Below are 26,447 nucleotides of genomic sequence, written 5' to 3'. Positions count from 1 at the left end.
AGTGCACGGCGCAGGGTATTCCGGTAAGGAGACAAAACTAAAAGGGCTCTGACCCCTTAACGCTTGTACCGTTACCGCTACGGCTGCAAGGCTCGATACCGGGCTCGTGGCTAACGCTTACCCGGGCGGGAGTCTCACCCGCTAGAATGTGCGACATTGCCAAGCCGCACTGACCCCTTAACGCTTACTTAACGCTTAACGAACGCGCCGCTCCTCACCCGGCGCCACCCGCCCCAGCCAGGCACGCACCTCGGCGACCAGCGTGTCGTTCAGGCCGTTGAAGAAGTGGTCGGCGCCGTCCACCCGGGTTTGCCGATAAGCGCCATTTTCCGCCTGCCGCGACGCCGCCGAGCGGGCCGCCGCGCTGTTCAGGACAGGGTCGATATCCCGACTGCCGTAGATATCGAGCAGCGGCAGCCGTAACTTTTTCAGCGCCCCCAGGGTGCCGCTGTCCGGGATGCCACTGTCCGCGATGGAGTTGTCCACCGACAGGCCAATGGCGACAAACGCCCGCAACTCTGCCGGGGCGCCCTGCGCCAGATATTCGACCCCCATGCGCGCCCCCAGGCTGTGCCCGATCAGCACGATATTGGTCACACCCTGCCGCTTCAGGTGCTCCACCGCGGCCGTGATGCGCGGGAAGGCCTCGGGGATCAGCTCCCGGTAGACCCAGTCGGAGGCGTCGGAGGCGGCGATGGGCAACTGGATCGACAGGGTCTTCCAGCCGTATTCTGGCAGCCGGGAACGCAGCGGGTTGATCACATCCACCCAGTCCGGATGCGCGCCCCGCCCGTGCAGGATAATGGCCGCCCCCTGGATGTAATCGGTCTCCTCCGCCGCCTGGATGGCAAAGAACTCCACGCCCTGCGCCTGCAGCGTCAGCGGTTCGCCCACCAGCAGCGCGTCCTGGATCTCCGCCGCGATACGTCCCTCGCGCGCCAGGTCCGATGCCCAGAGCGGGGCAGCCCAGATCTGCACGGCAAAGAGCAGCCCGGCGACCGTCATCAGGTTAATCCGCATATCGCCTCCGACAAATTGTTCCGCTAACCATGCATAGTGCCATTGTAGCCGCTATCCGGGTCAACCAGGTTCTTAAGGTATTTTTATGGCAACCATAAATAATGCTTCTCAATCAATATCTTAGGAAATTTACAGATGAAATGTTCCAACGCTTGCGGTAGAGTGCCCCCATTCACAATTCGACAGGCCGCCAAGGCCGAACGGGAGCAGCTCCATGACCGATTACAAAATAGCGCCATCCATCCTCTCGGCCGACTTCGCCCGACTGGGCGAGGAAGTTGACAGTGTGCTGGCGGCCGGCGCGGATATCGTCCATTTCGACGTCATGGATAACCACTATGTGCCCAACCTGACCATCGGCCCGCTGGTCTGTGAAGCCTTGCGCAAACACGGAGTGACCGCGGATATCGACGTGCATATGATGGTCAAACCGGTGGACCGCATCATCCCCGACTTCGCCAAGGCCGGCGCCACCTACATCACCTTCCACCCGGAAGCGAGCGAGCATGTCGACCGTTCACTGCAGCTGATCCGCGATCACGGCTGCAAGTCGGGCCTGGTGTTCAACCCGGCCACCCCGCTCAGCCACCTGGACTATGTACTGGACAAGATCGACATGATCCTCATCATGTCGGTCAACCCCGGCTTCGGCGGCCAGAGCTTCATCCCGGCGGCACTGGAGAAGCTGCGCGCCTGCCGCCGGCTGATCGATGCCTCGGGCCGGGATATCCGCCTGGAGATCGACGGCGGGGTAAAAACCGACAACATCCGCGAGATCGCCGCCGCCGGCGCCGACACCTTCGTCGCCGGTTCCGGCATCTTCGGCCACGCCCAGGCCTCCGATCCGCACCGCTATGACAGCGTCATCGGCCTGATGCGCGAGGAACTGGCCAAGGCATGAGCGCGGGTCTGGTGAAAAAGCCGCGGCTGATCCTGTTCGACCTGGACGGCACCCTGGTGGACAGCGTGCCGGACCTGGCGCGCTGCATCGACGGCATGATGGCACAGCTGGAGCAGCCGGCCTGGGGCGAGGTGCGGGTTCGGGAGTGGGTCGGCAACGGCGTCGAACGCCTGGTCAAGCGGGCGCTGGTCGGCCAACTGGCAGGCGAACCGGAGGCGGCCGCGTATGCGCGGGCGCTGCCCCTGTTCATGACCCTGTACCAGCGGTACAACGGCCAACGTTCGCAACTCTATCCCGGCGTGAAGCCGGCACTGGAGCGGCTCGGCCAGGCCGGCTACACCCTGGCCTGCGTCACCAACAAGGCCGAACAGTTCACCCGTCCGCTGCTGCAGGCGCTGGGCATCCACGACTACTTCAGCCTGATTACCAGTGGCGACAGCCTGCCGCGAAAAAAACCCGACCCGCTGCCGCTACTGCACAGCGCCGAACACTTCGGCCTGAGTCCGACAGACGCCCTGATGGTCGGCGACTCGTCCAACGATGTGCAGGCGGCACGGGCCGCCGGATTCGCCATCGTCTGCGTCCCCTACGGCTACAATCACGGCGTGGATATCCGCGACTCCGGGCCGGATGCGGTAATCGACTCCCTGGAACAGCTGGAGGGGCTGTTTGAATAACCCAGACTGCCTGCGGCGTGATCAAGGCGGCGCGATCAAACTGGATACTTGCGCCGGAATCGATTATCTTAGCCTCACAACTTAAACAGCTATAAGCCCTTCCGCATGCTCCACCACACGACAGACAAGACCGGAACCCGATGGCGTTGGTGATGCCCGCGCCCCGCTATCTCTGTCTTTAAGTTTTGCTTGTGTGGAGAGGCACATGACACCTGAACAATTTGAACAGCTGGCCGCCCAGGGCCACAACCGCATCCCGCTGATGTGCGAGGTGCTGGCCGACCTGGACACCCCGTTGAGCGTCTACCTGAAACTGGCCGATGCCCCCAACTCCTACCTGCTGGAGTCGGTGCAGGGCGGCGAGAAGTGGGGCCGCTACTCCATCATCGGCCTGCCCTGCCGGACCCTGCTGCGGGTGACCGGACATACCATCACGGTCGAGACCGACGGCCGCGTGGAGGAGTCCCATGAGGTCGAAGACCCGCTGGCGTTCATCGACTCCTTCCAGCAGCGTTACCGAGTGGCCAGTCATCCCGACCTGCCGCGCTTCACCGGCGGCCTGGTGGGCTACTTCGGCTACGACACCATTCGCTATATCGAGCCGAAACTGGCCGAGTGCCCCAATCCGGACACCATCGGCACCCCGGACATCCTGCTGCTGGTCTCCGATGAGGTGGTGGTATTCGACAACCTGCGCGGCCGGCTCTACGTGATTGTGCACGTGGACCCGACCGCCGGCGGGACCTTCGACTCGGGCCGGAAACGGCTGCGAACCGTGGTCGGCCGGATGCGCGAGTGCCTGCCGGATCAACCGCCCGGACAGCGTCGCCAGATCAACGAGGCCGATTTCATCTCCGGATTTACCGAGCGCGGATTCAAACAGGCGGTCGAGCGGATCAAGGAGTACATCCTGGACGGCGACTGCATGCAGACGGTGATCTCCCAGCGCCTCACCGTCCCCTACCACGCCCGGCCCCTGGATCTCTACCGGGCGCTGCGCGGGCTCAACCCGAGCCCCTACATGTATTTCTACAACCTGGGGGATTTCCATATCGTCGGCTCCTCGCCGGAGATCCTCACCCGGTTGGAGGATGGCGAGGTCACGGTACGTCCCATCGCCGGTACCCGCCCCCGGGGACGCACCGACGCCGAGGACCAGGCCCTGGAACAGGAGTTGTTGGCCGACCCCAAGGAGCTGGCGGAACACCTGATGCTGATCGACCTGGGGCGCAACGACGCCGGCCGGGTGGCCAGGACCGGCAGTGTCAAGCTGACCGACAAGATGATCGTGGAGCGCTACTCCCATGTGATGCACATCGTCTCCAATGTCACCGGCCAGTTGAAGGAGGGGATGGACGCCATCGACGTACTGCGCGCCACCTTCCCCGCCGGCACCGTCAGCGGGGCGCCCAAGATCCGTGCCATGGAGATCATCGACGAGTTGGAGCCGGTGAAACGCGGTATCTACTCCGGGGCCGTGGGTTACCTCTCCTGGAACGGCAACATGGATACCGCCATCGCCATCCGTACCGCGGTGATCAAGGACCGTCAGTTACATATTCAGGCGGGGGCCGGGGTGGTGGCCGACTCACAGCCGCAGCTGGAGTGGGAGGAGACCATGAACAAGGGGCGGGCGGTGTTCCGTGCCGTGACGCTGGCCGAGGCCGGCCTGGACAACAACAGCTGTGAAGGAGCCTAGCCAGTCATGCTGCTGATGATCGACAACTACGACTCCTTCACCTACAACCTGGTGCAATATTTCGGCGAACTGGGCGCGGAGGTGCGGGTCTACCGCAACGACGGCATCACCCTGGAGGAGATCGCGGCGCTGCAACCGGCGCATATTGTCATCTCCCCCGGCCCCTGCACGCCCAACGAGGCGGGTATCTCGGTGGCCGCCATCCGGCGCTTTGCCGGAGAGATCCCCATCCTCGGGGTCTGCCTGGGGCACCAGGCGATCGGCCAGGCGTTCGGTGGCCGCATCGTCCACGCCCGCGAGGTGATGCACGGCAAGACCTCGCTCATCTATCACGCCAATGTGGGGATCTTCAACGGCCTGAACGATCCCTACACCGCCACCCGTTACCACTCCCTGGTGATCGACCGGGAAACCTTGCCGGACTGCCTGGAGATCACCGCCTGGACCCAGGATGCGGCCGGCGAGATGGACGAGATCATGGGCGTCCGCCACCGCCAGCTGAACGTCCAGGGGGTGCAGTATCACCCGGAATCGATCCTGTCCGAACACGGACACGATCTGCTGGATAATTTTCTGCAGGGCACATAAGAACCAAGGTATTCAGAGGGGAAACACAATGGAGATGCCACAGGCGATCAATCAGGTACTGGCCCACAAGGATCTCTCCAACGAGGAGATGACCAGCGTCATGCGCACCATCATGACCGGCGGCGCCACCCCGGCCCAGATTGGCGGTTTTCTGATCGGACTGCGCATGAAGGGAGAGTCGGTGACCGAGATCGCCGCCGCCGCCGCGGTGATGCGCGAGCTGGCCAGCGGCGTCAGCATCGGCGACCTCTCCCACACCGTGGACATCGTCGGTACCGGCGGTGACTGCTCGGGCACCTTCAACATCTCCACCGCCTCGATGTTTGTCGCCGCCGCCGCCGGCTGCAACGTCGCCAAGCACGGCAACCGCTCGGTCTCCAGCAAATCCGGTGCCGCCGATGCCCTGGAGGCGGCAGGCATCCGTCTCGATCTGACCCCGCAACAGGTCGAGCAATGCGTGCGCCAGGTGGGGGTCGGCTTCATGTTCGCCCCGGGCCACCACAGCGCCATGAAACACGCCATCGGCCCGCGCCGGGAGATGGGCACGCGCACCATTTTCAATGTGCTGGGACCCCTGACCAACCCGGCCGGGGTGCCCAACCAGCTGCTCGGGGTGTTCAGCGAGGCGCTGCTGGAACCGCTGGCCCAGGTGCTGCAGAAACTGGGCAGCCGCCACGTGATGGTGGTGCACTCCCGGGACGGCCTGGACGAGATCAGCATCGGCGAGCGCACCGAGGTGGCGGAGCTGAAGCAGGGACAGATCCGCCGCTTCAGTATCCAGCCGGAGGATTTCGGACTGAAACGGGCGCCCATCGATCAGCTGAAGGCGGCGGACGCCGCCGCCAGCCTGACCATTATCCGCGCCGTGCTGGACAATCAGCCCGGCCCGGCCCGGGATATCGTGCAGCTCAATGCCGGTGCCGCCATCTATACCGCCGGGGTGGCGGAGACCCTGCAGCAGGGGGTGGAACGGGCCGGCCAGGCAATCGCCAGCGGCGAGGCCCGAAACCGTCTCGATCGGCTGGTGATCCTGACCCAGGGCTTCGACTGACCCGGGGTCCGACCCCTGACGTTCGTTGCCGAGTAGGGTAGGCACGTTTTCTGTGCCCACGCGATGGTCTACTCGTTGACGGCAAAGATCCGGTACATCGCCTCGATCATCTCCCCGGAGACGGTATCGCTGACCTGCACCACCTGCTGACGGCTGAGGCCGGTCAGCCCCCAGGCCGGGGCGGCGATCTTTTCGAAAATCTGCTCCATCAGCAGATCGGTATTCAGGCCATGGGTGATCCAGGCGGCCAGGTGCAGCACCGCCGCCTGCCGGGCGTTCGTCTGCCCCTCCTCCGGGTGCTGCAGCCAGGCGAACGAGTCGACGAAGCTCTGCGGCAGTTTCCAGCTCCGCATCAGCTGGGTGCCGAGCTCATTGGCGTCACAACCGATCAGCTCGCGCTCCAGACGATAGAACCCCAACAGGTCATCACCGGACTGGGCCAGCGCCTGGCGGCACTCCTCGGGAAAGCGGCTGTAAAGGATCAGGTGGCCGATATCCAGCAGCAGCCCACGCACGAACAGGCTCTCGATCTCGCGCATACCGCAGACCCTGGCCAGTTCACGGGCAAGGAACCCGCTCATCACACTGCGGTACCAGAAGGTGCTCATGTCCATCAGCTCGTTGGGCAACCCCTCAAACGCCTGCGCCACACTGGTGGCCAGCGCCAGGTCGTGAATCTGCCGGGTGCCCAGGATGTTCACTGCCCGGGTGATGGTCTCCACCTGCGAGGGCAGGCCATAATAGGCGCTGTTGGCGATGCGCAGCAGCCGGGCGGCCAGCGCCGGATCGAGCGAGACCACATCGGCCACATCCTTCATGCTGCTGTCATCCGCGGCCATCACCTCCTGCAGGCGGGTGAAGGCGGCCGGCAGGGAGATCAGGGTCATGGAGTCCTGCACCAGCTGCTCGGCGGTGTGACGCACAGGGGTTTGCGTGCCGGTACTTATGGACATATATCTCTCCTGCTCTTAGGCGATTTCCGTCAATGAACATCCCCGCTTGCTGGTCTTTTCGTCCCCCTGCGGCGTTGCCCCAGGCATCACATAGTCCGACTATGCTTCGCTTGGGGCGCCTTGCAGGGAAACGAAAATCCTACGCAATCCGGGATATTCATTTCCGGCAATCGCCTTATTACTGGGATCCCGGTGAGGGTAGCGGCCAACCGCCGCAAATCCTGTGTGCGGAAGGTCTCATTTTTTAATATTCTGCCTGAAAATATAGCAGTCATTGTTCCGGATTACCCTTAAGCGTTGCGTGCGTATACTATTCCAACCAGTACCATGCACATCACGGGAACCACCAATGACTACCGATGACCGCCACCCGGTCTGCACCCTGCCCACGGCACCGGACTACAGCCGGGTCACCCTGATCTCGCTGAACCCCGAACCCGCGCCCAGGGATTACCTGGAGGCGATGGCGCTGGCCAACCGTGAGGCCGGGGAGCGCCTGGGCGAGCACATGCTGCTCTCCTGGTATGACCGGGACCGGGACTTCGAGTCACCGCAGCACGCCAGTGAATGCCATCTCGATAGCGCCACCCCAGGCTATGTGGATTATGCCCTGCACCGGAACGCCACCCTGCGTATCGACTTTCAACAGGGACGCTTCGTGTTTTTCTACCTGGCGGTCGATCTCTGAAGCAGAAAAACACCAAATAGGCTATCATTCCGGGCTCGTTCACAGCCGGCCGCCCCGATGAAATACGACAACATCCTGCAGACCATTGGCAACACCCCCGTCATCCGCCTGAACAAGGTGACCGATATCCTGGCCGCGGAGCTCTGGGTCAAACTGGAGAGCTTCAACCCGGCCGGCTCGGTCAAGGACCGGCCGGCCCTGAACATGATCGAGTGTGCCGAGCGGCGCGGTGACCTCAAGCCCGGCGACACCATTATCGAGCCCACCTCCGGCAACACCGGCATCGGCCTGGCGATGATCGCGGCGCAGAAGGGCTACCCTTCGGTCTTTGTCATGGCCGAGGACATGAGCGAGGAGCGCAAGACCATCCTGCGCGCCTTCGGCGGCAAGCTGGTGCTGACAGCAGCGGAAAAAGGCACCAAGGGGGCTATCGAGGAGGCCAAGCGACTGGCGGCGGAACACGGCTGGTTCTTCGTCGGCCAGCACTTCAATCCCGACAATCCGGATGCCCACCAGGGCACGGCGGACGAGATCTGGGCCGACTTCGGTGACCGGCTCGACGCCATCGTCTGCACCACCGGCACCGGCGGCACCATCTCCGGTATCGGCAAATACATGCGTCTGCACAATCCGCATATCCAGATCATTGCCACCGAACCGGCCGATTCGCCCATCCTCTCCCGGGGGATCGCCCGCAAACACAAGATCATGGGTACCGCGCCCGGCTTCATCCCGGAGACCCTGAATACCCAAATCTACGACCGGGTATTCCAGATCACCACCGCGCAGGCCTACGACACCACCCGTTTCCTGGCCCAACAGGAGGGGATCTTCGCCGGCATCTCCTCCGGCGCTGCGGTGGCCGGTATGATCCAGGCGGCCCGGGAGGAGGCCTTCCGCGACAAGATCCTGCTGGCCATGCTGCCGGATACCGGCGAACGCTACCTCAGCACCGACCTCTGGAGCTGAGGCGACTGCCGCACCCCGCCACTCGGCTCGGCTCGGCTCGGCTCGGCGGCAGCGAAAAAGGATAAAGATTCCGCTGCCCCGGTAGATATGATACAAGGAAGAAAGAACACCGAATAACCAAGTTACACAATGGAGATTCTGGGCATGGACAGCAGCCGCCCCGAGCCGCGCAATGCCAATAAGCGTCCTTAAAGTTCGTGTGGACGACCTGCAACTGGGCATGTTTGTCTCCAGCCTTGACCGGCCCTGGCTGGAGACGCCATACCCTATCCAGGGCTTCCGCATCCTCTCCGAACAGGACCTGCGGGAGCTGAAACGCTACTGCGACTACGTCTATGTGGATGTGCAGAAGAGCGAGGACCACTCGATCCCCGGGCATATACTGCGCGAGTACGATGAGTGCGGCCGGGAATCCGACGCGGTGCAGATCCGTAGCCTCACGGGACGCGCCCGCATCAACTACGAAAAGTCCAAACCGCGCAAGGAGGAACTCAGGAGTGCCCGGGGCCACTACCAGGCGGTGGAAAGCACCTACCAGACCCTGCTGCAGGATGCGGAAGGCGACAAACAGCTCAAACTGCCGATCCTGAAAAGGGCGATAGAACCGATGGTGCAGAGCATTACCCGCAACCCGGATGCCTTTATCTGGCTGGCCCATCTCAAGAGCATGGACAGCTACACCTATCACCATGCGCTCAGCTGCGCGGTCTGGGCGGTGGCCTTCGGCCGCCACCTGGGCCTGCCGGTCAACCAGCTCAACTCGCTGGCGACCGGCTCTTTTCTGTTCGATATCGGTAAGTGCAGGCTCCCCAAGGAGCTGCTGAACAACCAGCGCCGCCTGAGCATCGAGGAGTTTGAAACGGTCAAACAGCACGTGCGAATAGGGCTCGAGATGGTGAAACAGACCAAGGGCGCGGACCGGATGGTGCTGGAGATGATCCGCACCCATCACGAGCGGCACAACGGCAACGGCTACCCCCTGGGACTGAGCGCGGAGAAGATTCCCCTGTTCGGCCGCATTGCCGGAATTGTGGACGCCTACGACGCCATCACCTCGCAGCGTCCCTTCTGCCGGCCATTGCCGGCCTTCGAGGCGATCGAACAGCTCTACCAATGGCGCGGTATCGACTTTCAGACCGAACTGGTGGAGCAGTTCATTCAGGTGGTGGGCATCTATCCCGTTGGCAGCCTGGTCGAACTCAACAACGGCAGCGTCGGCGTGGTGATCGGCCAGAATGAACATTACCGCCTGCGGCCGCTGATCATGCTCCTGCTCGACAGCGACAAACAGCTGCTGGATGAGTTTCATGAACTGGATCTGCGGGCCGGCCTGGAGAGCCAGGGGACCACCCCGCCCAGCATCGCCCGGGGCTTGCCGCCGGGAGCCTATGAACTGGATCAAAGCCTTTACTACTTCTAAGCCGGAACCCCGTGAAAGAGTGCATCGCAACCCCCTCACAGCTGCTTGACCACCTGGACCGCCTGATCGCGCCGGCAGACAAGCGCTGCGCGCTGATGCTGATCAGCCTGCATGGCCTGAAACGGATGGGCAGCATCTTTGGTGCCCGGCTGTCGGAACGGATCATTGCCGATCTGGTCGCCCAACTGGGAGCGGCGACTCGTCCCGACGACCGGGTAATACGCTCGGGCCGGTTTGAGTTTGCGGTACTCATTTCCGGGTTGCGAAATCGCGGCCACGGCGTGCTGGCGGCCAACAAGCTGGCAGGGATACTCGACACCCCCATCGCGATCGGGAGCCGGGAGCGGAAATTCCCCTTTGCCATCGGCATGGCCTTCTCACCGGAACAGACCCGGGATGCGGAGCAGCTGTTCCGTTATGCCGAGATTGCCGCGCGGGCCGCCAAAATCACCCAGACCCCCTACCAGATATACAATCATGACGATCTCGCGGCGATCGTCACCGACTGGGATATCGAAGGCGACCTGGATAGCGCCATCACCGACCACCAGCTGACCCTTCACTACCAGCCGAAGATCGCCTCGCGCAGCGGGTGCCTGCTGGGTGCCGAGGCGCTGATGCGCTGGCGCCACCCGGTTCACGGCATGATCCCCCCGGACCAGTTCATTCCTGTGGCCGAGCGCATGGGCATCATGCCGAAACTGACCTGGTGGTGTATCAACACCGCCCTGCGCGAACGCCAGGAGTGGGGTGATCCGGCCCGGGATCTCTCCGTGGCGGTGAATATCTCGGCCCTTGACCTGACCGATGAACGCTTCATCGAAGCGGTCAGCAGCGCCATCGGCATCTGGGACGCCCGCCCCGAATTGCTGACCCTGGAGATCACCGAGGGGTCATTGATGCAGGATATCGCGCGCAGTGCGGACATCCTGAAGCGGCTTCAGGGCAACGGCATACGCATCTCCATCGACGACTTCGGCACCGGCTACTCCTCCCTCGCCTACTTCAAGCAGTTGCCGGCGGATGAGCTGAAGATCGACCGCTCCTTCATTCTGAACATCCTTGACGACGACCTCGACCGGCATATCGTCAGCACCATTATCCAGATGGCCAGAAAACTGCGCCTGGAGATCGTTGCCGAGGGGGTGGAGACGGCACCCATGCGCGAGGCCCTGGTCGATCTTGGTTGCGACATCATTCAGGGTTATCACATCGCCCGCCCGATGCCACATGCCGCATTTGTCACCTGGGCAAGGGCACATGCCTAAACCGGCACACCCCGTCGGAGGCAGTGCGCCGGTGAAGCTCCATGGAGCGGGCCCCATCCAGCCACAATTCGGAGGCCTTGTTAAACGGTATTCGACCTTGGCTGAGGCTGGTGACAACCGCCTCACTGGTCGCGCCGCATCGCCTCGCGGATCGCTTCGGGTACCGGCATCGGTTGCTGGGTCTGGCGGTCCACATAGACATGCACCCAGTGGCCAGTGGCCGCCGCCTCGTCCTCGCCCTGACGAAACATGGCCAGGGCGTAGACCACGCTGGTGCGCCCCACCCGGATCACCCGCAGCCCCAGATCGAGCACATCGGGGAAGCTGACCGCGCGGCGGAAACGGCACAGGCTCTCGGCCGCGTAGGGGATCACCGGGTCCTGCATCCAGTCCAGACCGACCTCGGTCAGGTACTGGACGATCAACGCCTCGTATAGCCGGTAGTAGATGACATTGTTCAGGTGTCCGAACTGGTCGTTGTCGTTCCAGCGGGTCGGGATGGTGTAGAAATAGCGGTAGTCGTCGCGCTTCAGCCATTCGTTGTTGATCATGGGGCCACTCTGTTTCTGTCATCAGGCCGCTATCGCCAGGCATCGGCGGAGGCCAGATATCCGTATGAACAAAAGGTAATTTATTTATGCTGCAAGACAGCATAGTCTCATCTGATACTATCTGGCAAGCTCAGCGGTGCGCCTCGGTCAGTTCGATCAGCTTGTGCATGGCGCCGCTCAGCGGCGTGTCCCGGCGACGGATCAGCAGGGTCTGGATGCGGGCGATATGCGCCGGGATCGGGGTGACCGCCACATCGACCTGGAAGGCCGAACGCTCCACTACGGCACGCGGCATCAGGGTGCATCCCAGGCCGGCGCCGACGCAGCCGAGGATCCCCTCCAGGGTGCCGTACTCCATGATCGAGTAGGGCAGGCGTCCCTCCTCCCTGAGCCACTGCTCGGCCCGCGCCCGGTAGACACAGCCGGTGCGGAACACCAGCAGCACATTGGGGGTCACCGCCTGGCGGGCGGTGACCAGCACCAGCTCCTCCTCGAAGGCGATCTCGCTGACCAGTTCGGGATGCTCCACCGGACCGCCCACAAAGGCGCAGTCCAGGCGGTGTTCCAGCACATCGCGGATCAGCCCCTCGGTACGTCCGGTACTGACACTGATCTCCGCCGCCGGCATGTCGCCGTGCAGCGTCTTGAGGATCGCCGGCAGGCGGATCGCCATGGTGGTCTCCATGGAACCGAGGCGCACCGAGCCGCCATCCCGGATGGTGCCGCGCACCGCATCCGCGGCCTGCAGCTCCAGGTGCAGGATGCGCTCGGCGTAGTCCTTCAGCACCCGCCCGGCCGCGGTCAGGGACATGCCGCGACTGCGGCGCACGAACAGCGCCGCCCCCAGCTCCTGCTCCAGTTTCTTGATCCGCGCGGTCACGTTGGACTGCACATAGTGCAGTTTATCGGCCGCCGCGGAGATACCGCCGGTCTCGGCCACACTGAGAAAGATACGCAGACTGCTGACCTCCATCCCCCACCTCTGTATTCATAAATAGTGAATGATTTGATCATTATAAATCGTTTGTAATGATAGGCAAGCCGCTGCATGCTCTTCGGCAGACAACAGCCACGGGAGAGCCACCTTGCACAGCTCACGCCACAACCTGCAGATCCTGGTGGGCGGGATCAGCAGCCTGATCCTGACCATGGGGATCGCCCGCTTCACCTATACCCCGGCCCTGCCGCGCATGCAGGAGGCCCTGGGACTGGGCGACGCCGCCGCCGGGCTGCTGGCGGCGATGAACTTCGCCGGCTACCTGAGCGGCGCGCTGCTGGCCAGCAGCCTGAGCAACAGCCGCCTCAGGGAGCGGCTGTTCCGCGCCGGCCTGATCCTGGCGGTACTCTGCAACGCCCTGCTGCCCCTGAGCGAATCCATGCCGGTGTGGTCGCTGCTGCGCTATCTCTCCGGGCTCAGCAGCGCCGCCGGCATGGTGCTGGGCACCAGCCTGGTGCTGGAGCACCTGACCCGCCAGGGAGCGCACCAACTGATCGGTGTGCACTTCGGCGGGGTGGGAGTCGGTATCGTGCTCACCGCGCTGGCACTGGGCGGTGCCGACAGCCCGCTGGACTGGCGCCTCACCTGGTGGGCCAGCGCCCTGCTGGGCCTGCTGTTCGTCCTGCCCGCCTGGCGCTGGGTCAGGAGCGGCGGTGGGGAGCCCCACCCGCAGGCCGGTCGGCACATGGCCTGGCGCGAGCTGGGACGGCCGTTTCTCTACCTGGCCGGCAGCTACTTCTTCGCCGGCGCCAGCTTCGCCGTCGGCACCACCTTCATCATTGCCGTGATCCAGGCCAATCCGCAACTGGCCGGTATCGGCCAGTCGGCCTGGCTGCTGCTGGGGCTGGCCGCCGCCCCCTCGTGCTACCTGTGGGTGCGCTGGGCGGCGCGTGCCGGCAATCTGCCAAGCCTGCTGACCGCCTATCTAATCCAGACCGTGGGCCTGCTGCTGCCGCTGCTGGGGAGCGCCACCGCCACCCTGGCCGGCGGGCTCTGCTTCGGCTTCACCTTCATGGGCCTGGTCGCCATGGTGCTGAGCCAGGCGGGCCATCTGGCACAGCATAATCCGGCACGCCTGATGGGCCTGCTGGTCACCTCCTACGGGGTCGGCCAGATCAGCGGTCCGATTGTTGCCGGCCAGTTGATGGCCCAGAGCGGCAACCCGCAGATCGCCCTGTGGCTGGCCGCCGGCCTGAGCGCCGCCGGTACCCTGCTGGCCATCGGCACCCGGGAGCGGCGGTCGCGGCTGCAGCCGGATTGCCCCCAGCCAGGCCGCGCCTGAATCGCCGGCAAAACATTGGCCGCCGCGCCCAGGAGTGTGACACCATGCCCGGGCGCACCAGACAATCCAGTGGAGGAGCAAACCATGCCTTATGTAAACATCAAGATAACCAACGAGGGGGCCACGGCCGAACAGAAGGCGACCCTGATCGAGGGGGTGACCCGGCTACTGCAGGAGACCCTGAACAAGAACCCGGCCACCACGGTGGTGGTGATCGAGGAGGTGCCCACCGACAACTGGGGCATCGGCGGGCGTTCGGTCAGCGCGTTGCGTCAGGAGAGTAAATAGCCGCTACGGATGCAGCCTGGATGGTGCCGCTGAAGCGCCCGGCCCTCAGTCGACTGCGTAAGTGACGGAGAGCACCCAGAAGCGGCGCTCCCCGGCCGGGGTCTGCACCCTGACCTCATCGTCGACAAAGCGCTTCAGCAGCGCCCGGGCCAGCGGCGCATCCATGCTGATCCAGCCGCGCTGCGGATCGAACTCGTCCGGACCGACGATCCGGTACGCCAGCGCTTCACCGGCGTCATCCTCCAGCTCGACCAATGCGCCAAAGAAGATCTGTTCCGGGTTGCTGGGCCGCGTCTCCACCACCTTCAGGTCGGGCAGGCGCTTCTGCAGGTAGCGGATGCGCCGGTCCAGCTCCCGCAGCTCCTTCTTGCGGTAGATATACTCGGCATTTTCCGAACGGTCCCCTTCGGCAGCGGCGGCGGCGAGAGCCTTGGTCACCTCGCGGCGACGCCCCCAAAGGAGCTTCGATTCCGCCTCCAGGCGCAGGTAACCGGCGCGGGTGATGTAGGGGGACTGTTTGGGCTGTGGGGGACGGTAACGGCCCATCTCTACCTCGTACAGGCTTAATTCAAAAACAAGAACGTGTAAACTACGCTCCCTGACCGTATTTACCAGAGAAGATTGCCCATGAGCAATACACCCGACATCCTGAAAACGATCATCCGGCGCAAACGCGAGGAGATCGCCCAGCGCCGGGCGGCGCTGCCGCTGGAGCGCCTGACCGAACGACTGGCGCAGATCGACAACCCCACCCGCGGCTTTGCCCGGGCCATTGCCGGGCGGATCGAGCAGGGCGGGGCCGGGGTGATCGCCGAAATCAAGAAGGCCTCCCCCAGCAAGGGGGTGATCCGCGCCGACTTCCGGCCGGCCGAGATCGCCGCCAGCTACCAGCGGGGCGGGGCGGCCTGCCTCTCGGTGTTGACCGATATCGACTTCTTTCAGGGCAGCGACGACTACCTGAAGCAGGCCCGCGCCGCCTGCGACCTGCCGGTGATCCGCAAGGATTTCATTATCGACCCCTACCAGGTGCATGAGGCACGGCTGATCGGCGCCGACTGTATCCTGCTGATCGTCAGCTGCATGGATGACGGGACGCTGGTGGAGCTCAATGCCCTGGCCCTCGGGCTGGGCATGGACGTGCTGGTGGAGGTGCATGACGCGGCGGAGCTGGAGCGGGCGCTGCGCCTCGACAACCGGCTGATCGGCATCAACAACCGCAACCTGCGCACCTTCGAGGTCTCCCTCGACACCACCCTGGAGCTGCTGGGGCGGATCCCCCCGGAGAGCATCGTGGTGACCGAGAGCGGCATCCACAGCCCCGCCGACGTGGCGCGCATGCGCCGCCATGGCGTTCATGCCTTCCTGGTCGGCGAGGCGTTCATGCGCGCCGCGGAGCCCGGCGAGCGCCTGGCGGAGCTGTTCGGTCGACCCTAGGAGGCTGTCGGATTTAACACTGACCTACTGCGGAAAAGCCCGATAGCGAGTTACTTGTTCAACGAATCGTTGGCCGCGCTAAAGCCGTTCAGCGACACCTCCAGGCCCAACGGCTTGTTCTGGGCGTCGGCAAAGGCCACCTGGAGCTTGTCGCCCTTTTTCATCGCCGCCAGCAGGGTCGCATCCACCGCCAGGCTGGCGCGGCAGCCGTCGGCGGCGCAGAGATTGTAGGGCACCTTGAGGGGCTCACCCACATTGTCCACCCGCAGTTGAACGCCGGCGATCAGCGAAACCCCCAGCGGCGTGGTCAGCACCATCACCGGCCCGGTGCCGAGGGGCGGATAGCCGAAGGTTACGTAGAGCACCGTCTGGTTGTTCTCTTTCAGGCGCAGCCGTTGGAAGATGAGACAGAGCTCCTCCCCCGTGCTGGTCAGGATCTCGCAACGCCGTCCCCAGTCGTTGAACACCTGCCCGCCTGACGCCTCGCCCGCTGCCTCGCCCTTTGGCTCTTCGGCCGAGATCCCGCTAACGGGGGTCAGCACCACCGCCAGGGCCAGTAATAGAATCGCACATCCACGTTGCATCATAAGCTGTTGCTCCCGAACTGCTCCACGTCCTGATTGACCATGCCGCGTTCCATGGGACACGACACTCTGACATCCTACCGCAAACCAGCGGCCGGGGGCGACAAAAGCCACTCCCGGATATTATCTGCGTAGCCCGCCGTAGGGGCAGGCCCCTGTGCCTGCCTGATCTTTCGACACCGCCCCATCCGCCGGGCAACCACGGGGGGTTGCCCCTACACCGATCCGGCCTTTGCCGCATAAGTCCATCCCTGGACAAAAAAAGCGGCCTACCGCGCCGCGCTTGTTCCACATTGCCGCCGAGTCGTTTAGTCTTGCCCGGGTACCCAAACTCGCTGCAGTCTGTCAAATGAATAATAGCCATTCGATTGAAAAAGTTCGCAATATCGGCATTGCCGCCCATATCGATGCCGGCAAGACCACCCTGACCGAGCGCATCCTGTTCTACACCGGGGCGCTGTACAAGATCGGCGAGGTGCATGATGGCGCCGCGCACATGGACTACATGGCGGAAGAGCAGAGTCACGGTATCACCATCACCTCGGCACTCACCAAGGCCACCTGGCGGGATCACCTGATCCAGATTATCGACACCCCCGGACACGTGGACTTCACCATCGAGGTGGAGCGCAGCATGCGGGTGCTGGATGGCTGCGTGATCGTGCTGGACGGGGTCCGCGGCGTCGAACCGCAGACCGAGACGGTGTGGCGGCAGCGTTCGAAATTCAATCTCCCCTGCCTCTTCTTTGTCAACAAGGTGGACCGCGCCGGAGCCGATTATGATCATGCCCTGGCCACCATCGGCAAACGCCTCGGCGCGCGCCCGCTGCCGGTCACCCTGCCGCTGCTGGAACAGGGCGCGGTGATCCACCTGATCGAGCGCAGCCTGATCCGTTTCGGCGGCGAGCATGGCGAGTTACTGGAGACCACGCCCTGCGACCCGGCCCTGTGGGAGTCGGTGGCGGCGTATCGGGAGAGTCTGCTACTGGGGATCGCGGAAACCGATGAGGCCCTTGCCGACCGCGTGCTGGGCGGCGAGGAGCCCGACCCGGAGCAGGTCTGGGCGGCGCTGCGCGCGGCCACCCTGAAGGGTGAGGTGTGCCCCTGTTTCGGCGGCTCGGCACTGCGTAACCTGGGGGTGCAGCCGCTGCTCGACGGGGTGGTCCGGCTGCTCCCCTCGCCGCTGCAGCGCCCGCCGGCCAGCGCCTGGCTGGCCGACGGCGCCACCACCACCATCGCCATGGAGGACGACCAGCCCCTGGTGGCACTGGCCTTCAAGGTACAGATGTGGGACGGGCGACGGCATGTGTTCGCCCGTCTCTACCGCGGCCTGCTCAGACCGGGCGATACGGTCCGTTTCAGCCGCGCCGACGGCAGCGAGCTGCGGGAACACGTGGCACGTATATTCGACGTGGATGCGGCCCGGAAGAGTCGGCTAGACATCGCCCACGCCGGCGATATCGTGCTGCTGGCCGGGCTGCGCCACGCCGCCACCGGCGATACCCTGTGCCACCCGGACCACCCCCTGCTGCTGGAGCGCATCGACACCCGCGAGCCGGTCCTGAGCCTGGCGGTAGAGCCGGCCTCCTCCAGCCAGGAGGAGAAGTTCCTGGAGGTGATGGCGAAGCTGCAGGAGGAGGACCCGACCCTGCAGTTCGGGGAGGATCCGGAAACCGGCCAGAACCTGCTCCGCGGAATGGGCGAGCTGCACCTGCAGATCATCATCGAGCGGCTGCAGCGCGAGTACAACCTGCAGGTGAGGACCGGCAAGCCGGCCGTGGCACTGCGCGAGACCATTACCCGGCGCAGCGAGCTGACGCACCTGTTCCAGCCGCCGGCCGATCCGACCCGCAAGGAGCCGCTGCGGGCCCAGGTGACGGTCGCCGTCAGCCCGCTGCCACGGGGTGGCGGCATCGTCAGCCACTGCCAGCCGGCCATCCTGCCGGAGGGCAGCCAGCTCACCGCCCCGCAGCGGGAGGCGCTGGAACAGGGCATCCGCTTTGCCCTCGGTGGCGGCCCCCTGGAGGGGGCCCCGCTGCAGGATCTGGAGGTGAACGTCACCCAGGTGGAGCTGTTCGGTGCCCACTCCACCCCCGAGGCTCTCACCTCGGCCACCGCCCGCGCCCTGCGCAGGACGCTGGAGAGTGCCGGACCGGCCCTGCTGCAGCCGATCATGAAGGCGGAGATCGTGGTGCCGGAGGAGAACCTGGGCACGGTGCTGGGGGATCTGCAATCCCGCCACGCCCTGATCCAGGACACCGAACGCACCATCGCCCAGGCCACCATCCACTGCGAGGTGGCGCTGGCCAGCCTGCTCGGTTACACCACCGAGCTGCGCAGCATGACCCAGGGGCGCGGCCAGTTCAGCACCCAGTTCGAGCGCTTCGATATCTTCTGACCAGCGGATTGCCTACTATCAACACCATGAACACACAAGATCGGCTCTATCGTTTTGTTTTCGACGAACTCGATATCCGTGGCGAGATCGTCCAGCTGGACGCCAGTTGGAAGGCGGTGCGGGAGCGTTATGCCTACCCCGCCGCGGTCGCAGAACAGCTCGGCCAGGCCATGGCCGCGGTGCTGCTGCTCTCCGCCACCATCAAATACGATGGCTCACTGATCCTGCAGGCGCAGAGCGGCGGCCCGCTGCGCACCCTGGTGGCACAGGCCACCCGGCAGCGCACCGTGCGTGGGCTGGCGCGCTGGGAGGGCGAGCTGCCGGAGGGCGATCTGCCGGCCATCTACGGCGCCGGCCAGATGATGCTGACCGTGGCCAACCAGGGCGGCGACCGCTATCAGGGGATCGTCGGACTGGAAGGAAAAAACCTGGCCGAGGCCCTGGAGCGCTATTTCAACCATTCCGAACAGCTCGCCTCGCGCTTCTGGCTGGTGGCGGATGGGGAGCGGGCGGCCGGCCTGTTTCTGCAACAGCTCCCCGCGGAGCGGGAGCACCCGGAGGCGTGGGAGCGGATCTGCCTGCTGGCGGCGACCGTCACCCGGGATGAGCTGTTGAACCTGCCGGTGCAGACCCTGTTGCACCGGCTGTTCCACAAGGAGCCGCTGCGGCTGTTCGAACCGGAACCGGTCGCCTTCCGCTGCGGCTGTTCCCGGGAACGCATCGCCGATTCACTGCGCGCCCTGGGCCGGGCGGAGCTGGCGTCGATCCTCGCTGAGCAGGGGGCCATCGAGGTCGACTGCGAGTTTTGCAACAAGCACTACCGGTTTGACGCCATCGACGTGGAACAGCTGTTTATCGGCGGGGTGCCGGTCGGGACCTCCGGCACGCCGCAATGACCCGAGGATCAACCATGATATTGCGCTATTTGCTGCTACTGCTGACCCTGAACACCGGCCAGCTCCACGCCGACGAGCCCCCGACCTACGACCGCATCAACCTGACGGTCTCCGCCGCTGAAGAGGTGGACAACGACACCCTCAGTGCCACCCTGTTCGTCCAGCACGAGGGGAGCGATCCCGCCGAACTCGGCGCCCGGGTCAACCGCACTATGCGCCAGGCGGTGGAGACCGCCAAACAGCAGCCCGGGATCAAGGTGCAGACCCTGGATTACCAGACCAGCCCGGTCTATCGCAGCAACACCCTGTCCGGCTGGCGCGTGCGCCAGTCGCTGCGCCTGGAAGGCCGCGACGCCGCGGCCATCAGCGAGTTGATGGGCAAACTGCAGCCGTCGCTCGGCATCGGCGGCATCAGCTACGGCATCTCGCCGCAGCGGCGCGAACAGATCGAGGAGCGGCTGATCCGTCAGGCGCTGCAGCGCTTCCGCACCCGGGCCGAGCTGATCAGCCAGGAGATGGGCCACAACCGCTACCGGCTGGTACAGATGAATATCAGTCAAGACGGCGGGGCCCCGCGACCCTATCCGATGCAGGCCATGGCCCTGCGCGCGGAGACCGCCCCCACCCTGGAGGCGGGCAGCCAGCGGCTCGAGGTGCAGATCAACGGCACCATCGAACTGCGGCCGAAGTAACGCCGCCAAAGGGCGGCACCGGCTCAATCCACCCCTACTGGACAGGCCACGCCGGTACCGCCCAGACCGCAGTAGCCACCCGGGTTCCTGGCCAGGTACTGCTGATGGTACTCCTCGGCATAGTAGAACTCCGGGGCCGCCACGATCTCGGTGGTGATGGGGCCATAGCCGCGCGCCGTGAGCGCCGGCTGAAAGGCGTCCCGGGAGGCCTCGGCCTGGCGCCGCTGCGTCTCGCTGGTGACGTAGATCCCGGAGCGGTACTGGGTGCCGATATCGTTGCCCTGGCGCATCCCCTGGGTCGGGTTGTGCCCCTCCCAGAAGCGCTTCAGCAGCTCGGCATAGGCGACCTGTTCGGGGTCGAACAGCACTTGCACCACCTCGGCATGTCCGGTGGTGCCGCTGCACACCTGCTCGTAACTGGGGTCGGCCCGATGCCCGGCGGCATAACCGACCGCCGTGCTGTAGACCCCCGGGATCTGCCAGAATAGCCGCTCCGCCCCCCAGAAGCAGCCCATGGCGAACAGGGCACGCTCCAGCCCCTGGGGAAACGGCGGCAGCAGCGGGTTGCCGTTGACGAAATGCTTGTTGGTGATCCGCATGGCGACCTCGGGAATCTGGGTTATAGTGAATAGCGGGAGCCGTATCTGGCCTTCAGGAATATTAGCCCAATTTATTCTCGCAAAGGCGCAGGACCCTGTCGGTCCTGCCCGATCCCAGAGTGTAGGTTGGGGTGAGCCCGCGAACCCCAACGGGGTGTCATGCGTGTGCCCCATGATGTTGGGGTTCGATCCTCACCCCAACTATGGACTGCGCGAGATTCACCACATCAACGGATCAGGATAGCGTCTTGGGCAAACAACGCAAACCCGTGCCAGGCAAGGATCACCTGCACATCTTCGGCCCAGCGGTACTACTGGTGCTGCTGGGCTTCGTACTCGCCTACCAGTTCGTCCAGCCGGCGCCACCGGAACGGATCCGCATGGCCACCGGTCTGCCGGACGGGGCCTACTACCTGTTCGGACAGGCCTACCGGGAACGGCTGCTGCAGGAGGGGATCGAGCTGGAGATCCTGGACAGTGCGGGCTCCATCGACAACATCGGCCGCCTCAGCCGCGGCGAGGTGGCGGTGGCGCTGGTGCAGGGCGGCACCAGCGGCAACACGCCGGAGGAGGCCGGGCTGCGCTCCCTCGGCAGTCTCTATTTCGAGCCGCTCTGGGTATTTCATCGCCGGACACAGCCGGTCGGCCGGCTGACCGACCTGCAGGGTCTGCGCATCGCCATCGGTGCCGAGGGCAGCGGCACCCGCTCGCTGGCCCTGCAACTGCTGGCGGACAACGGCATCGCCCCGGGCAACAGCCCGCTGCTGGAAACGGGGGGACAGGCCGCCGCCGATGCGCTGCTGAACGGCGAGCTCGACGCCGCCTTCTTTGTCGCCTCGCCCCTGTCACCGGTGGTGCGCCGCCTGCTGGAGGCCGAACAGATCCAGCTGCTGAGTTTTACCCGCGCCGAGGCCTACACCCGCAGCCACCGCTTCCTCTCGTCGGTGATCCTGCCGCAGGGGGTGATCGACCTGAAACGCAACCTGCCGCAACGGCCCACCATCCTGCTGGCCGCCAGCGCCAACCTGGTGGTCCGCGACGATCTCCACCCGGCGCTGATAGGGCTGCTGCTGCAGGCCACGCGAACGGTGCACGGGAACGGGGGCTGGTTTGAACAGAGCGGACAGTTCCCGGCCCCGGAGTACCTGGTCTACCCCCTTAGCGGCGAGGCCGAACGCTTTTACCAGTACGGACCGCCACTGCTGCAACGCTACCTGCCGTTCTGGGCCGCCACCCTGGTGGACCGGCTGAAGGTGATGCTGCTACCGTTCCTGGCGCTGATGCTGCCGCTGTTCAAGATCATGCCGCCGATCTACCGCTGGCGCATGCGCTCACGCATCTACCGCTGGTACCGGGAGGTGCTGACCATCGATCACCTGCTGTTCCAGCCCGATGCCGATCTGGAGCAGGCCCGGGCCGCGCTGGAGCGGATCGAGCACGAGGTGGCGCATATCGAGATCCCGCTCTCCTACGCCGAGGAGCTGTACGACCTGCGCCTGCATATCAGCCTGATCCAGCAGAAACTGGAGCGGCAGGTGGGGGAAGGCGGGTGATGGTGGTCCGCGCCGGTGGCGGGTCGATACCGGTGTGAATCCCACAGGCACCGGCCGGGGGCTATTCGGCCACGCCATGCCGGCAGCGGCCGAATGCGGCACGTTGTAGGAGCGCCTCCGGCGCGAACGCTTTTCGCGGCGGAGCCGCTCCTACAGCAGCAACACTGAAGGATCCGCACCTGGCCAGTCAGTCCAGCGCCGGCCCCAGGACGAAATCGAGAGTGCGAAAACCTTGGGCATCCAGGGCGTCCTCGATATCCTCCCAGGTAAACTGGGGGTTCGCCTCCTCGGCGGCGGCGATCACCCCGGTGGCGTGGCGAAACGCCTCATGGGACTCCATATCTTCCGGAATCCGTACCAGGCGGATCTGCTCCGGTTCCCTGCTCGGCAACACCATGACTTTGCAATTCATCTCATAGAACTCCTCTGATAATCGGGGCCGGTACGCTCAACCGCGCCCCTTTTCCCGCTCGCTGGCACAACCGATGCAGAGTGGGGCGGCCGGATCGACCGCCAGGCGGTTCTCTGCGATCTCCTCGCCGCACTCTACACAATATCCATACTCGTCGTCCTTGATACGGCGCAATGCCTGGACAATACGTGTCAACTCAAGCGCGCGACGCCGCTGGTTCTCCTGGGACATGGCCTGCTGCTGCAGGGCGTCCATGCGGGTCAGGCGGCCGACCCGGGTCTGATCCAGCTCCACAATATTGGCGGCGTCGCTGGCGGTATCGGTATCCGCCATCAACTCGGCCCGGCGCGCCAGCAAGCGCCGCCGGAACCGTTCCACTTCAGCCGCGCTCACGGATCGCCTCGTGCATCGCCACTGTCCGCTCAGCCTCTTGCATGTGCAGCTGCTCCACCAGGCACCCCTCCACCACGCAGACACCGCGCCCGGCCTGTTGCGCCTCGCGCCAGGCGGCGATGATCCGTTGCGACCGCTCCAGCGCCTCGCCGCTGATGCCAAAGGCCCGGTTGGCCGCCTCGATCTGCCGCGGATGGATCAGGGTCTTGCCATCGAAGCCCATGTCCCGGCCCTGCTCGCAGGCGGCCTCGAAACCCGGTTCGTCGCGCAGATCCAGATAGACCCCGTCGAGGATCTCCAGCCCCTCGGCACGCGCCGCCAGCACGCAGTGCCCCAGCGCGGCGACCAGCCCCACCCGATCCAGGGTGTGGCGCACCCGCAGCTCCTTGGCCAGATCGGAGGTGCCCATGACGATCACCTCCAGGCGTGGATGGGCGGCGGCGATAGCCCCGATCTCCAGGATACCGCGCGGCGTCTCGGCCATGATCCAGAGCGGCAGGTCGGCCGGCCCGCCGGCGGCATCCAGGGCCTCCAGCGCCGCCAGTACGGCCTGCGGGGTCTCCACCTTGGGCAGCAGGATCGCATCGGCCCCCGCCCGGGCGACCGCCGTGATGTCCGCCGCACCCCAGGGGGTATCCGGCCCGTTGATGCGCACCACCCGGCGGCGATGGCCGTAGCCACCCTCGGCCAGGACCCGGACCACCGTATCCCGCGCCAGCGCCTTGGCCTCCGGGGCGACGGCGTCCTCCAGGTCCAGGATCAGGCCGTCGGCCGGCAGGGCGCGGGCCTTGTCCAGGGCGCGGGCGTTGCTCCCCGGGGTATAAAGTACGGAACGGAGCGGAGTGTAAGGTCTGGAAGTCATCGGCCATGCCTGCTGGAGTTGATAAATCAGGCGGTAAATGCGCGCCGGTATTGCACCCTATCCTACCCGAACCCCCCTGGGGAACAAGGGGGACAAGGGGGACAAGGCCGATGCTTGTCCTGAATTACAGAAATGTCTATCCTTCCCGCTCATATTTTTCAGCCACACGAGAAGCCCCATGTCCGATACCGCACCGCGCACCCTCTTTGTCTTCCCCGGCCAGGGCTCACAATACACCGGCATCGGCAGCGATCTGTGCGCCGAGTTCGCCTCGGCCCGCCAAGTCTACGAGCAGGCCAGCGAGGTGCTGGGGTATGACATGGCCAAACTCTCGCTGGAAAATCCGGATGACAAGATCAACCTGACCCGCTACACCCAGCCGGTGCTGCTGACCCATCACATCGCCTGCCTGACGGTCTACCGCGAGCTGGCGGAGACCCCGCTGCAGCCGCTGGCCGCCGCCGGACACAGCCTGGGCGAGTACAGCGCCCTGGTGGCGGCGGAGGCGCTGAGCTTCGAGGACGCCTTGAAACTGGTGGCCCGGCGCGGCCAACTGATGGGCGATTTCGGCGAGGGCGAGATGGCGGCCCTCACGGTGGACCTGGAGACCGCCCGCCCCCTGGCCGACAAGCACTTCTGCGGTATCGCCGGGCTCAACCTGCCGGATCAGACCGTGGTGGGCGGCGCCGGGGCCGATCTGGACGCCCTGGCGGCGGAGCTGGCCGAGCGGCTGCCGAACAAGAAGGCGGTGCGGCTGAAGACCGAGGGGGCCTTCCACACCTACTATATGGTGGAGGCGGCCCGCCGCTTCCGCGAGGCCCTGGCCGAGGCGACGTTTTCCCCCGCCAGACTGAAGGTGCTCTCCAACTACACCGGCGGCTTCCACGAGGCGGATGCCGACACCATCAAGTCCCGCCTGTTCTTCCAGCTGTTCCACCCGGTCAACTGGGTCGGCTGCCTGCAGAGTGCGCTGGATGACGGCATCAACCTGTTCGTCGAATTCGGCGGCGGCATCGGTGCCGGCGAGGGACCGGCGGAGAAGCGCCCCAACCTGGAGGGCATCATCAAGAAGTTCACCCGCCGCGCATCACCACGACCGGAGTACATCCCGGCCATCAACCTGGCCACGATCAAATCGGCCGCGGGTGTCGAATAACCCGGCCACTCCCTCAGACAGACGGGCGGGAAACCGCCCCTGTACCGCCCCCCAGTGACCCCCGGAGCCGGCCGCGCAACGCGGCGGCCCTGCTGGTCTAGAAGACAATCCTGTCTTTTTTCCAGTTATGGGCCAGTAGCTCTTCGACGCGGCTATGGTGTCTGATCCAGTCCGCCGTGTCCGGACAAATCCAGCCCGCAACCTCCAGAATGGAACGGTAGTCCTGTTCAAGATGCCGATTAAAAATTGGCTCATGATGGGCGATCCGGTTGCGGAAGGTCCGCAGATAATCCAGGGGACCGTGCGTTTGTGCGCGGCTCCTGCGCCCTCCATGCGGAAATGCCTTATAGAGGGCAGGACGCCATAGAGTCATGTCGTAATTTTTCTTATATGTATCAGGCGAGGCTCCGCGGCCACCTTTTCCAAGGAGGGAAACCCAAAAACCGAATGGCAACTCAGCGACTACGTGAGGCGGATCGACCAAGTACCGACCACGGGTGAGCGTCAATTTCGCCCGGTCAACCCTGGTTTTGCTACCGGCATCAAACCCGCAGGCTTCGTTGTCATACCATTGATCGCCATATTTTATTGTAAGCTCACGGTGCATGGCGTTACGCACAGCAACTTCCAGTCCCTGCAAAGGCCCGTAGAATGCGGCACTGACTGCTGTGTTCCAGGTATAAAGGCGGACGGCGAGCTCCCGATCGCCATCGACAACCCTTGTGTAAGTCGCTATTCTTTCAGGCGATAGTGAGGATTCCAGGGCGTCCAACACTAGGTCGTTAAAGGGAAAATTCTTGACATCCATGCGCTCAAAGCCCTATTCTGCTTGTGTAGACCCCGGACCCGCCTCTGCCTAGCATGCGCCCGGGGTTCAGCTTTTCAGGACTCCTGTTCATTCACGCGTCTCCTTCTCAACCCGCCTTTACGCGACACTTGGCGGCGCATTTCCTTTGTCTCTTCCTGAACTTGCCGAAATTCCGGCTCCAAGGCCTTTAGCCTTTCTACCAGCCCGGACAGATCGTAGTAATTGCTCTGTTTGCCCTTATGTGCCGCCAGGCGCTCGATCCTCTGTACGAGTCCCGCCGTTTCCAGTTCTGCGATGTATCGCTGAAT

General features: G+C 64.6%; 29 protein-coding genes. 17 read left to right on the top strand and 12 right to left on the bottom strand.

Annotated elements, in window-relative coordinates; translation table 11 throughout:
- Window positions 1–195: 195 nt before the first annotated feature.
- Entirely contained in the window at window positions 196–1,020 is an 825-nt protein-coding gene (locus tag O9K64_RS21650; protein WP_275100204.1) for a DUF3530 family protein, read from the bottom strand.
- A 214-nt stretch (window positions 1,021–1,234) separates the two neighbouring features.
- Here O9K64_RS21650 and rpe point away from each other — a divergent pair, with 214 nt between their 5' ends.
- From rpe to trpD, 5 genes are all read left to right on the top strand, one after another.
- Window positions 1,235–1,921: a ribulose-phosphate 3-epimerase gene (rpe, locus tag O9K64_RS21645; protein WP_275100203.1), complete on the top strand. Its 687-nt coding sequence runs from the start codon at window positions 1,235–1,237 to the stop codon at window positions 1,919–1,921.
- Complete coding sequence (locus O9K64_RS21640) at window positions 1,918–2,598, top strand: phosphoglycolate phosphatase (RefSeq protein ID WP_275100202.1); 681 nt, start codon at window positions 1,918–1,920, stop codon at window positions 2,596–2,598. Before rpe ends, O9K64_RS21640 begins: the two co-directional genes overlap by 4 nt.
- Before the next feature lie 205 nt (window positions 2,599–2,803).
- A complete protein-coding gene (gene trpE, locus O9K64_RS21635; protein ID WP_275100201.1) occupies window positions 2,804–4,297 on the top strand; it encodes an anthranilate synthase component I in 1,494 nt (497 codons plus the stop codon).
- Between the two features lie 6 nt (window positions 4,298–4,303).
- Window positions 4,304–4,885 (top strand): anthranilate synthase component II, encoded by a 582-nt coding sequence (locus O9K64_RS21630; protein WP_275100200.1) that lies wholly within the window; start codon window positions 4,304–4,306, stop codon window positions 4,883–4,885.
- A gap of 28 nt (window positions 4,886–4,913) precedes the next feature.
- On the top strand, window positions 4,914–5,936 hold the full coding sequence (gene trpD / locus O9K64_RS21625; protein WP_275100199.1) for an anthranilate phosphoribosyltransferase: 1,023 nt from the start codon (window positions 4,914–4,916) through the stop codon (window positions 5,934–5,936).
- 68 nt (window positions 5,937–6,004) lie between these two features.
- On the opposite strand, the gene O9K64_RS21620 is transcribed toward trpD, so the two are convergent.
- A complete protein-coding gene (locus tag O9K64_RS21620; protein ID WP_275100198.1) occupies window positions 6,005–6,889 on the bottom strand; it encodes an HDOD domain-containing protein in 885 nt (294 codons plus the stop codon).
- A gap of 349 nt (window positions 6,890–7,238) precedes the next feature.
- Here O9K64_RS21620 and O9K64_RS21615 point away from each other — a divergent pair, with 349 nt between their 5' ends.
- The 4 genes from O9K64_RS21615 to O9K64_RS21600 all read left to right on the top strand — a co-directional run bounded on the left by O9K64_RS21615 (window position 7,239) and on the right by O9K64_RS21600 (window position 11,234).
- Window positions 7,239–7,577: an AF1514 family protein gene (locus O9K64_RS21615; RefSeq protein WP_275100197.1), complete on the top strand. Its 339-nt coding sequence runs from the start codon at window positions 7,239–7,241 to the stop codon at window positions 7,575–7,577.
- Between the two features lie 57 nt (window positions 7,578–7,634).
- A complete protein-coding gene (gene cysK, locus O9K64_RS21610; protein WP_275100196.1) occupies window positions 7,635–8,546 on the top strand; it encodes a cysteine synthase A in 912 nt (303 codons plus the stop codon).
- A 172-nt stretch (window positions 8,547–8,718) separates the two neighbouring features.
- A complete protein-coding gene (locus O9K64_RS21605; RefSeq protein ID WP_275100195.1) occupies window positions 8,719–9,966 on the top strand; it encodes an HD-GYP domain-containing protein in 1,248 nt (415 codons plus the stop codon).
- Window positions 9,967–9,977: 11 nt separating this feature from the next.
- Window positions 9,978–11,234, top strand: coding sequence for a putative bifunctional diguanylate cyclase/phosphodiesterase (locus O9K64_RS21600; RefSeq protein ID WP_275100194.1), 1,257 nt, complete (start codon window positions 9,978–9,980; stop codon window positions 11,232–11,234).
- Window positions 11,235–11,356: 122 nt separating this feature from the next.
- Here the strand turns inward: O9K64_RS21600 and O9K64_RS21595 are convergent, their stop codons facing one another.
- Both O9K64_RS21595 and O9K64_RS21590 read right to left on the bottom strand, forming a co-directional pair.
- Complete coding sequence (locus O9K64_RS21595; protein WP_275100193.1) at window positions 11,357–11,785, bottom strand: acyl-CoA thioesterase; 429 nt, start codon at window positions 11,783–11,785, stop codon at window positions 11,357–11,359.
- A 130-nt stretch (window positions 11,786–11,915) separates the two neighbouring features.
- Window positions 11,916–12,758 (bottom strand): LysR family transcriptional regulator, encoded by an 843-nt coding sequence (locus O9K64_RS21590; protein ID WP_275100192.1) that lies wholly within the window; start codon window positions 12,756–12,758, stop codon window positions 11,916–11,918.
- Between the two features lie 112 nt (window positions 12,759–12,870).
- Here O9K64_RS21590 and O9K64_RS21585 point away from each other — a divergent pair, with 112 nt between their 5' ends.
- Complete coding sequence (locus O9K64_RS21585) at window positions 12,871–14,064, top strand: YbfB/YjiJ family MFS transporter (RefSeq protein ID WP_275100191.1); 1,194 nt, start codon at window positions 12,871–12,873, stop codon at window positions 14,062–14,064.
- An 84-nt stretch (window positions 14,065–14,148) separates the two neighbouring features.
- The gene (locus tag O9K64_RS21580; RefSeq protein WP_275100190.1) at window positions 14,149–14,352 is read left to right on the top strand and encodes a 4-oxalocrotonate tautomerase family protein; all 204 of its coding nucleotides are present in this window, start codon (window positions 14,149–14,151) and stop codon (window positions 14,350–14,352) included.
- 45 nt (window positions 14,353–14,397) lie between these two features.
- Here O9K64_RS21580 and greB read toward each other — a convergent pair whose 3' ends face one another.
- Window positions 14,398–14,898, bottom strand: a complete 501-nt coding sequence (greB, locus tag O9K64_RS21575) for a transcription elongation factor GreB (RefSeq protein ID WP_275100189.1) — start codon at window positions 14,896–14,898, stop codon at window positions 14,398–14,400.
- A gap of 81 nt (window positions 14,899–14,979) precedes the next feature.
- Here greB and trpC point away from each other — a divergent pair, with 81 nt between their 5' ends.
- Window positions 14,980–15,786 carry an indole-3-glycerol phosphate synthase TrpC gene (gene trpC, locus O9K64_RS21570; RefSeq protein ID WP_275100188.1) on the top strand — a complete coding sequence of 269 codons (807 nt, stop codon included), beginning with the start codon at window positions 14,980–14,982 and terminating at the stop codon, window positions 15,784–15,786.
- Window positions 15,787–15,836: 50 nt separating this feature from the next.
- Here trpC and O9K64_RS21565 read toward each other — a convergent pair whose 3' ends face one another.
- Window positions 15,837–16,373 (bottom strand): invasion associated locus B family protein, encoded by a 537-nt coding sequence (locus O9K64_RS21565; RefSeq protein WP_275100187.1) that lies wholly within the window; start codon window positions 16,371–16,373, stop codon window positions 15,837–15,839.
- A gap of 346 nt (window positions 16,374–16,719) precedes the next feature.
- Here O9K64_RS21565 and O9K64_RS21560 point away from each other — a divergent pair, with 346 nt between their 5' ends.
- Genes O9K64_RS21560 through O9K64_RS21550 form a run of 3 tightly spaced genes read left to right on the top strand, consistent with a single transcriptional unit; the run spans window position 16,720 to window position 20,356 of the window.
- Window positions 16,720–18,768 carry an elongation factor G gene (locus tag O9K64_RS21560; RefSeq protein ID WP_275100186.1) on the top strand — a complete coding sequence of 683 codons (2,049 nt, stop codon included), beginning with the start codon at window positions 16,720–16,722 and terminating at the stop codon, window positions 18,766–18,768.
- A gap of 26 nt (window positions 18,769–18,794) precedes the next feature.
- Window positions 18,795–19,664 carry an Hsp33 family molecular chaperone HslO gene (gene hslO / locus O9K64_RS21555; RefSeq protein ID WP_275100185.1) on the top strand — a complete coding sequence of 290 codons (870 nt, stop codon included), beginning with the start codon at window positions 18,795–18,797 and terminating at the stop codon, window positions 19,662–19,664.
- A 14-nt stretch (window positions 19,665–19,678) separates the two neighbouring features.
- The gene (locus O9K64_RS21550; RefSeq protein WP_275100184.1) at window positions 19,679–20,356 is read left to right on the top strand and encodes an SIMPL domain-containing protein; all 678 of its coding nucleotides are present in this window, start codon (window positions 19,679–19,681) and stop codon (window positions 20,354–20,356) included.
- A gap of 23 nt (window positions 20,357–20,379) precedes the next feature.
- Here O9K64_RS21550 and msrA read toward each other — a convergent pair whose 3' ends face one another.
- On the bottom strand, window positions 20,380–20,955 hold the full coding sequence (gene msrA / locus O9K64_RS21545) for a peptide-methionine (S)-S-oxide reductase MsrA (RefSeq protein ID WP_335342340.1): 576 nt from the start codon (window positions 20,953–20,955) through the stop codon (window positions 20,380–20,382).
- Between the two features lie 248 nt (window positions 20,956–21,203).
- On the opposite strand from msrA, the gene O9K64_RS21540 reads away from it, so the two are divergent.
- Window positions 21,204–22,508 carry a TAXI family TRAP transporter solute-binding subunit gene (locus O9K64_RS21540; RefSeq protein WP_275100183.1) on the top strand — a complete coding sequence of 435 codons (1,305 nt, stop codon included), beginning with the start codon at window positions 21,204–21,206 and terminating at the stop codon, window positions 22,506–22,508.
- Between the two features lie 187 nt (window positions 22,509–22,695).
- Here the strand turns inward: O9K64_RS21540 and O9K64_RS21535 are convergent, their stop codons facing one another.
- The 3 genes from O9K64_RS21535 to O9K64_RS21525 are packed head-to-tail and all read right to left on the bottom strand — an operon-like array spanning window position 22,696 to window position 24,175.
- Window positions 22,696–22,920: a hypothetical protein gene (locus O9K64_RS21535; protein WP_275100182.1), complete on the bottom strand. Its 225-nt coding sequence runs from the start codon at window positions 22,918–22,920 to the stop codon at window positions 22,696–22,698.
- A 36-nt stretch (window positions 22,921–22,956) separates the two neighbouring features.
- Entirely contained in the window at window positions 22,957–23,313 is a 357-nt protein-coding gene (locus O9K64_RS21530) for a TraR/DksA family transcriptional regulator (RefSeq protein WP_275100181.1), read from the bottom strand.
- Window positions 23,300–24,175: an HpcH/HpaI aldolase/citrate lyase family protein gene (locus O9K64_RS21525; RefSeq protein WP_275100180.1), complete on the bottom strand. Its 876-nt coding sequence runs from the start codon at window positions 24,173–24,175 to the stop codon at window positions 23,300–23,302. Before O9K64_RS21525 ends, O9K64_RS21530 begins: the two co-directional genes overlap by 14 nt.
- Before the next feature lie 178 nt (window positions 24,176–24,353).
- Between O9K64_RS21525 and O9K64_RS21520 the strand changes: the two genes are divergently transcribed.
- The gene (locus tag O9K64_RS21520; protein ID WP_275100179.1) at window positions 24,354–25,331 is read left to right on the top strand and encodes an ACP S-malonyltransferase; all 978 of its coding nucleotides are present in this window, start codon (window positions 24,354–24,356) and stop codon (window positions 25,329–25,331) included.
- Between the two features lie 97 nt (window positions 25,332–25,428).
- On the opposite strand, the gene O9K64_RS21515 is transcribed toward O9K64_RS21520, so the two are convergent.
- Together O9K64_RS21515 and O9K64_RS21510 are read right to left on the bottom strand one after the other, a co-directional pair.
- A complete protein-coding gene (locus O9K64_RS21515; RefSeq protein ID WP_275100178.1) occupies window positions 25,429–26,139 on the bottom strand; it encodes a hypothetical protein in 711 nt (236 codons plus the stop codon).
- Window positions 26,140–26,213: 74 nt separating this feature from the next.
- Window positions 26,214–26,447: hypothetical protein (locus tag O9K64_RS21510; RefSeq protein ID WP_335342339.1), on the bottom strand; the 234-nt coding region annotated here is incomplete at its 5' end.

The organism is Sedimenticola hydrogenitrophicus (assembly GCF_029017505.1).
Classification (GTDB): domain Bacteria; phylum Pseudomonadota; class Gammaproteobacteria; order Chromatiales; family Chromatiaceae; genus Sedimenticola; species Sedimenticola hydrogenitrophicus_A.
Note: the sequence above shows the minus strand (reverse complement) of the source record. Positions and strands in the feature narration are given on the sequence as shown.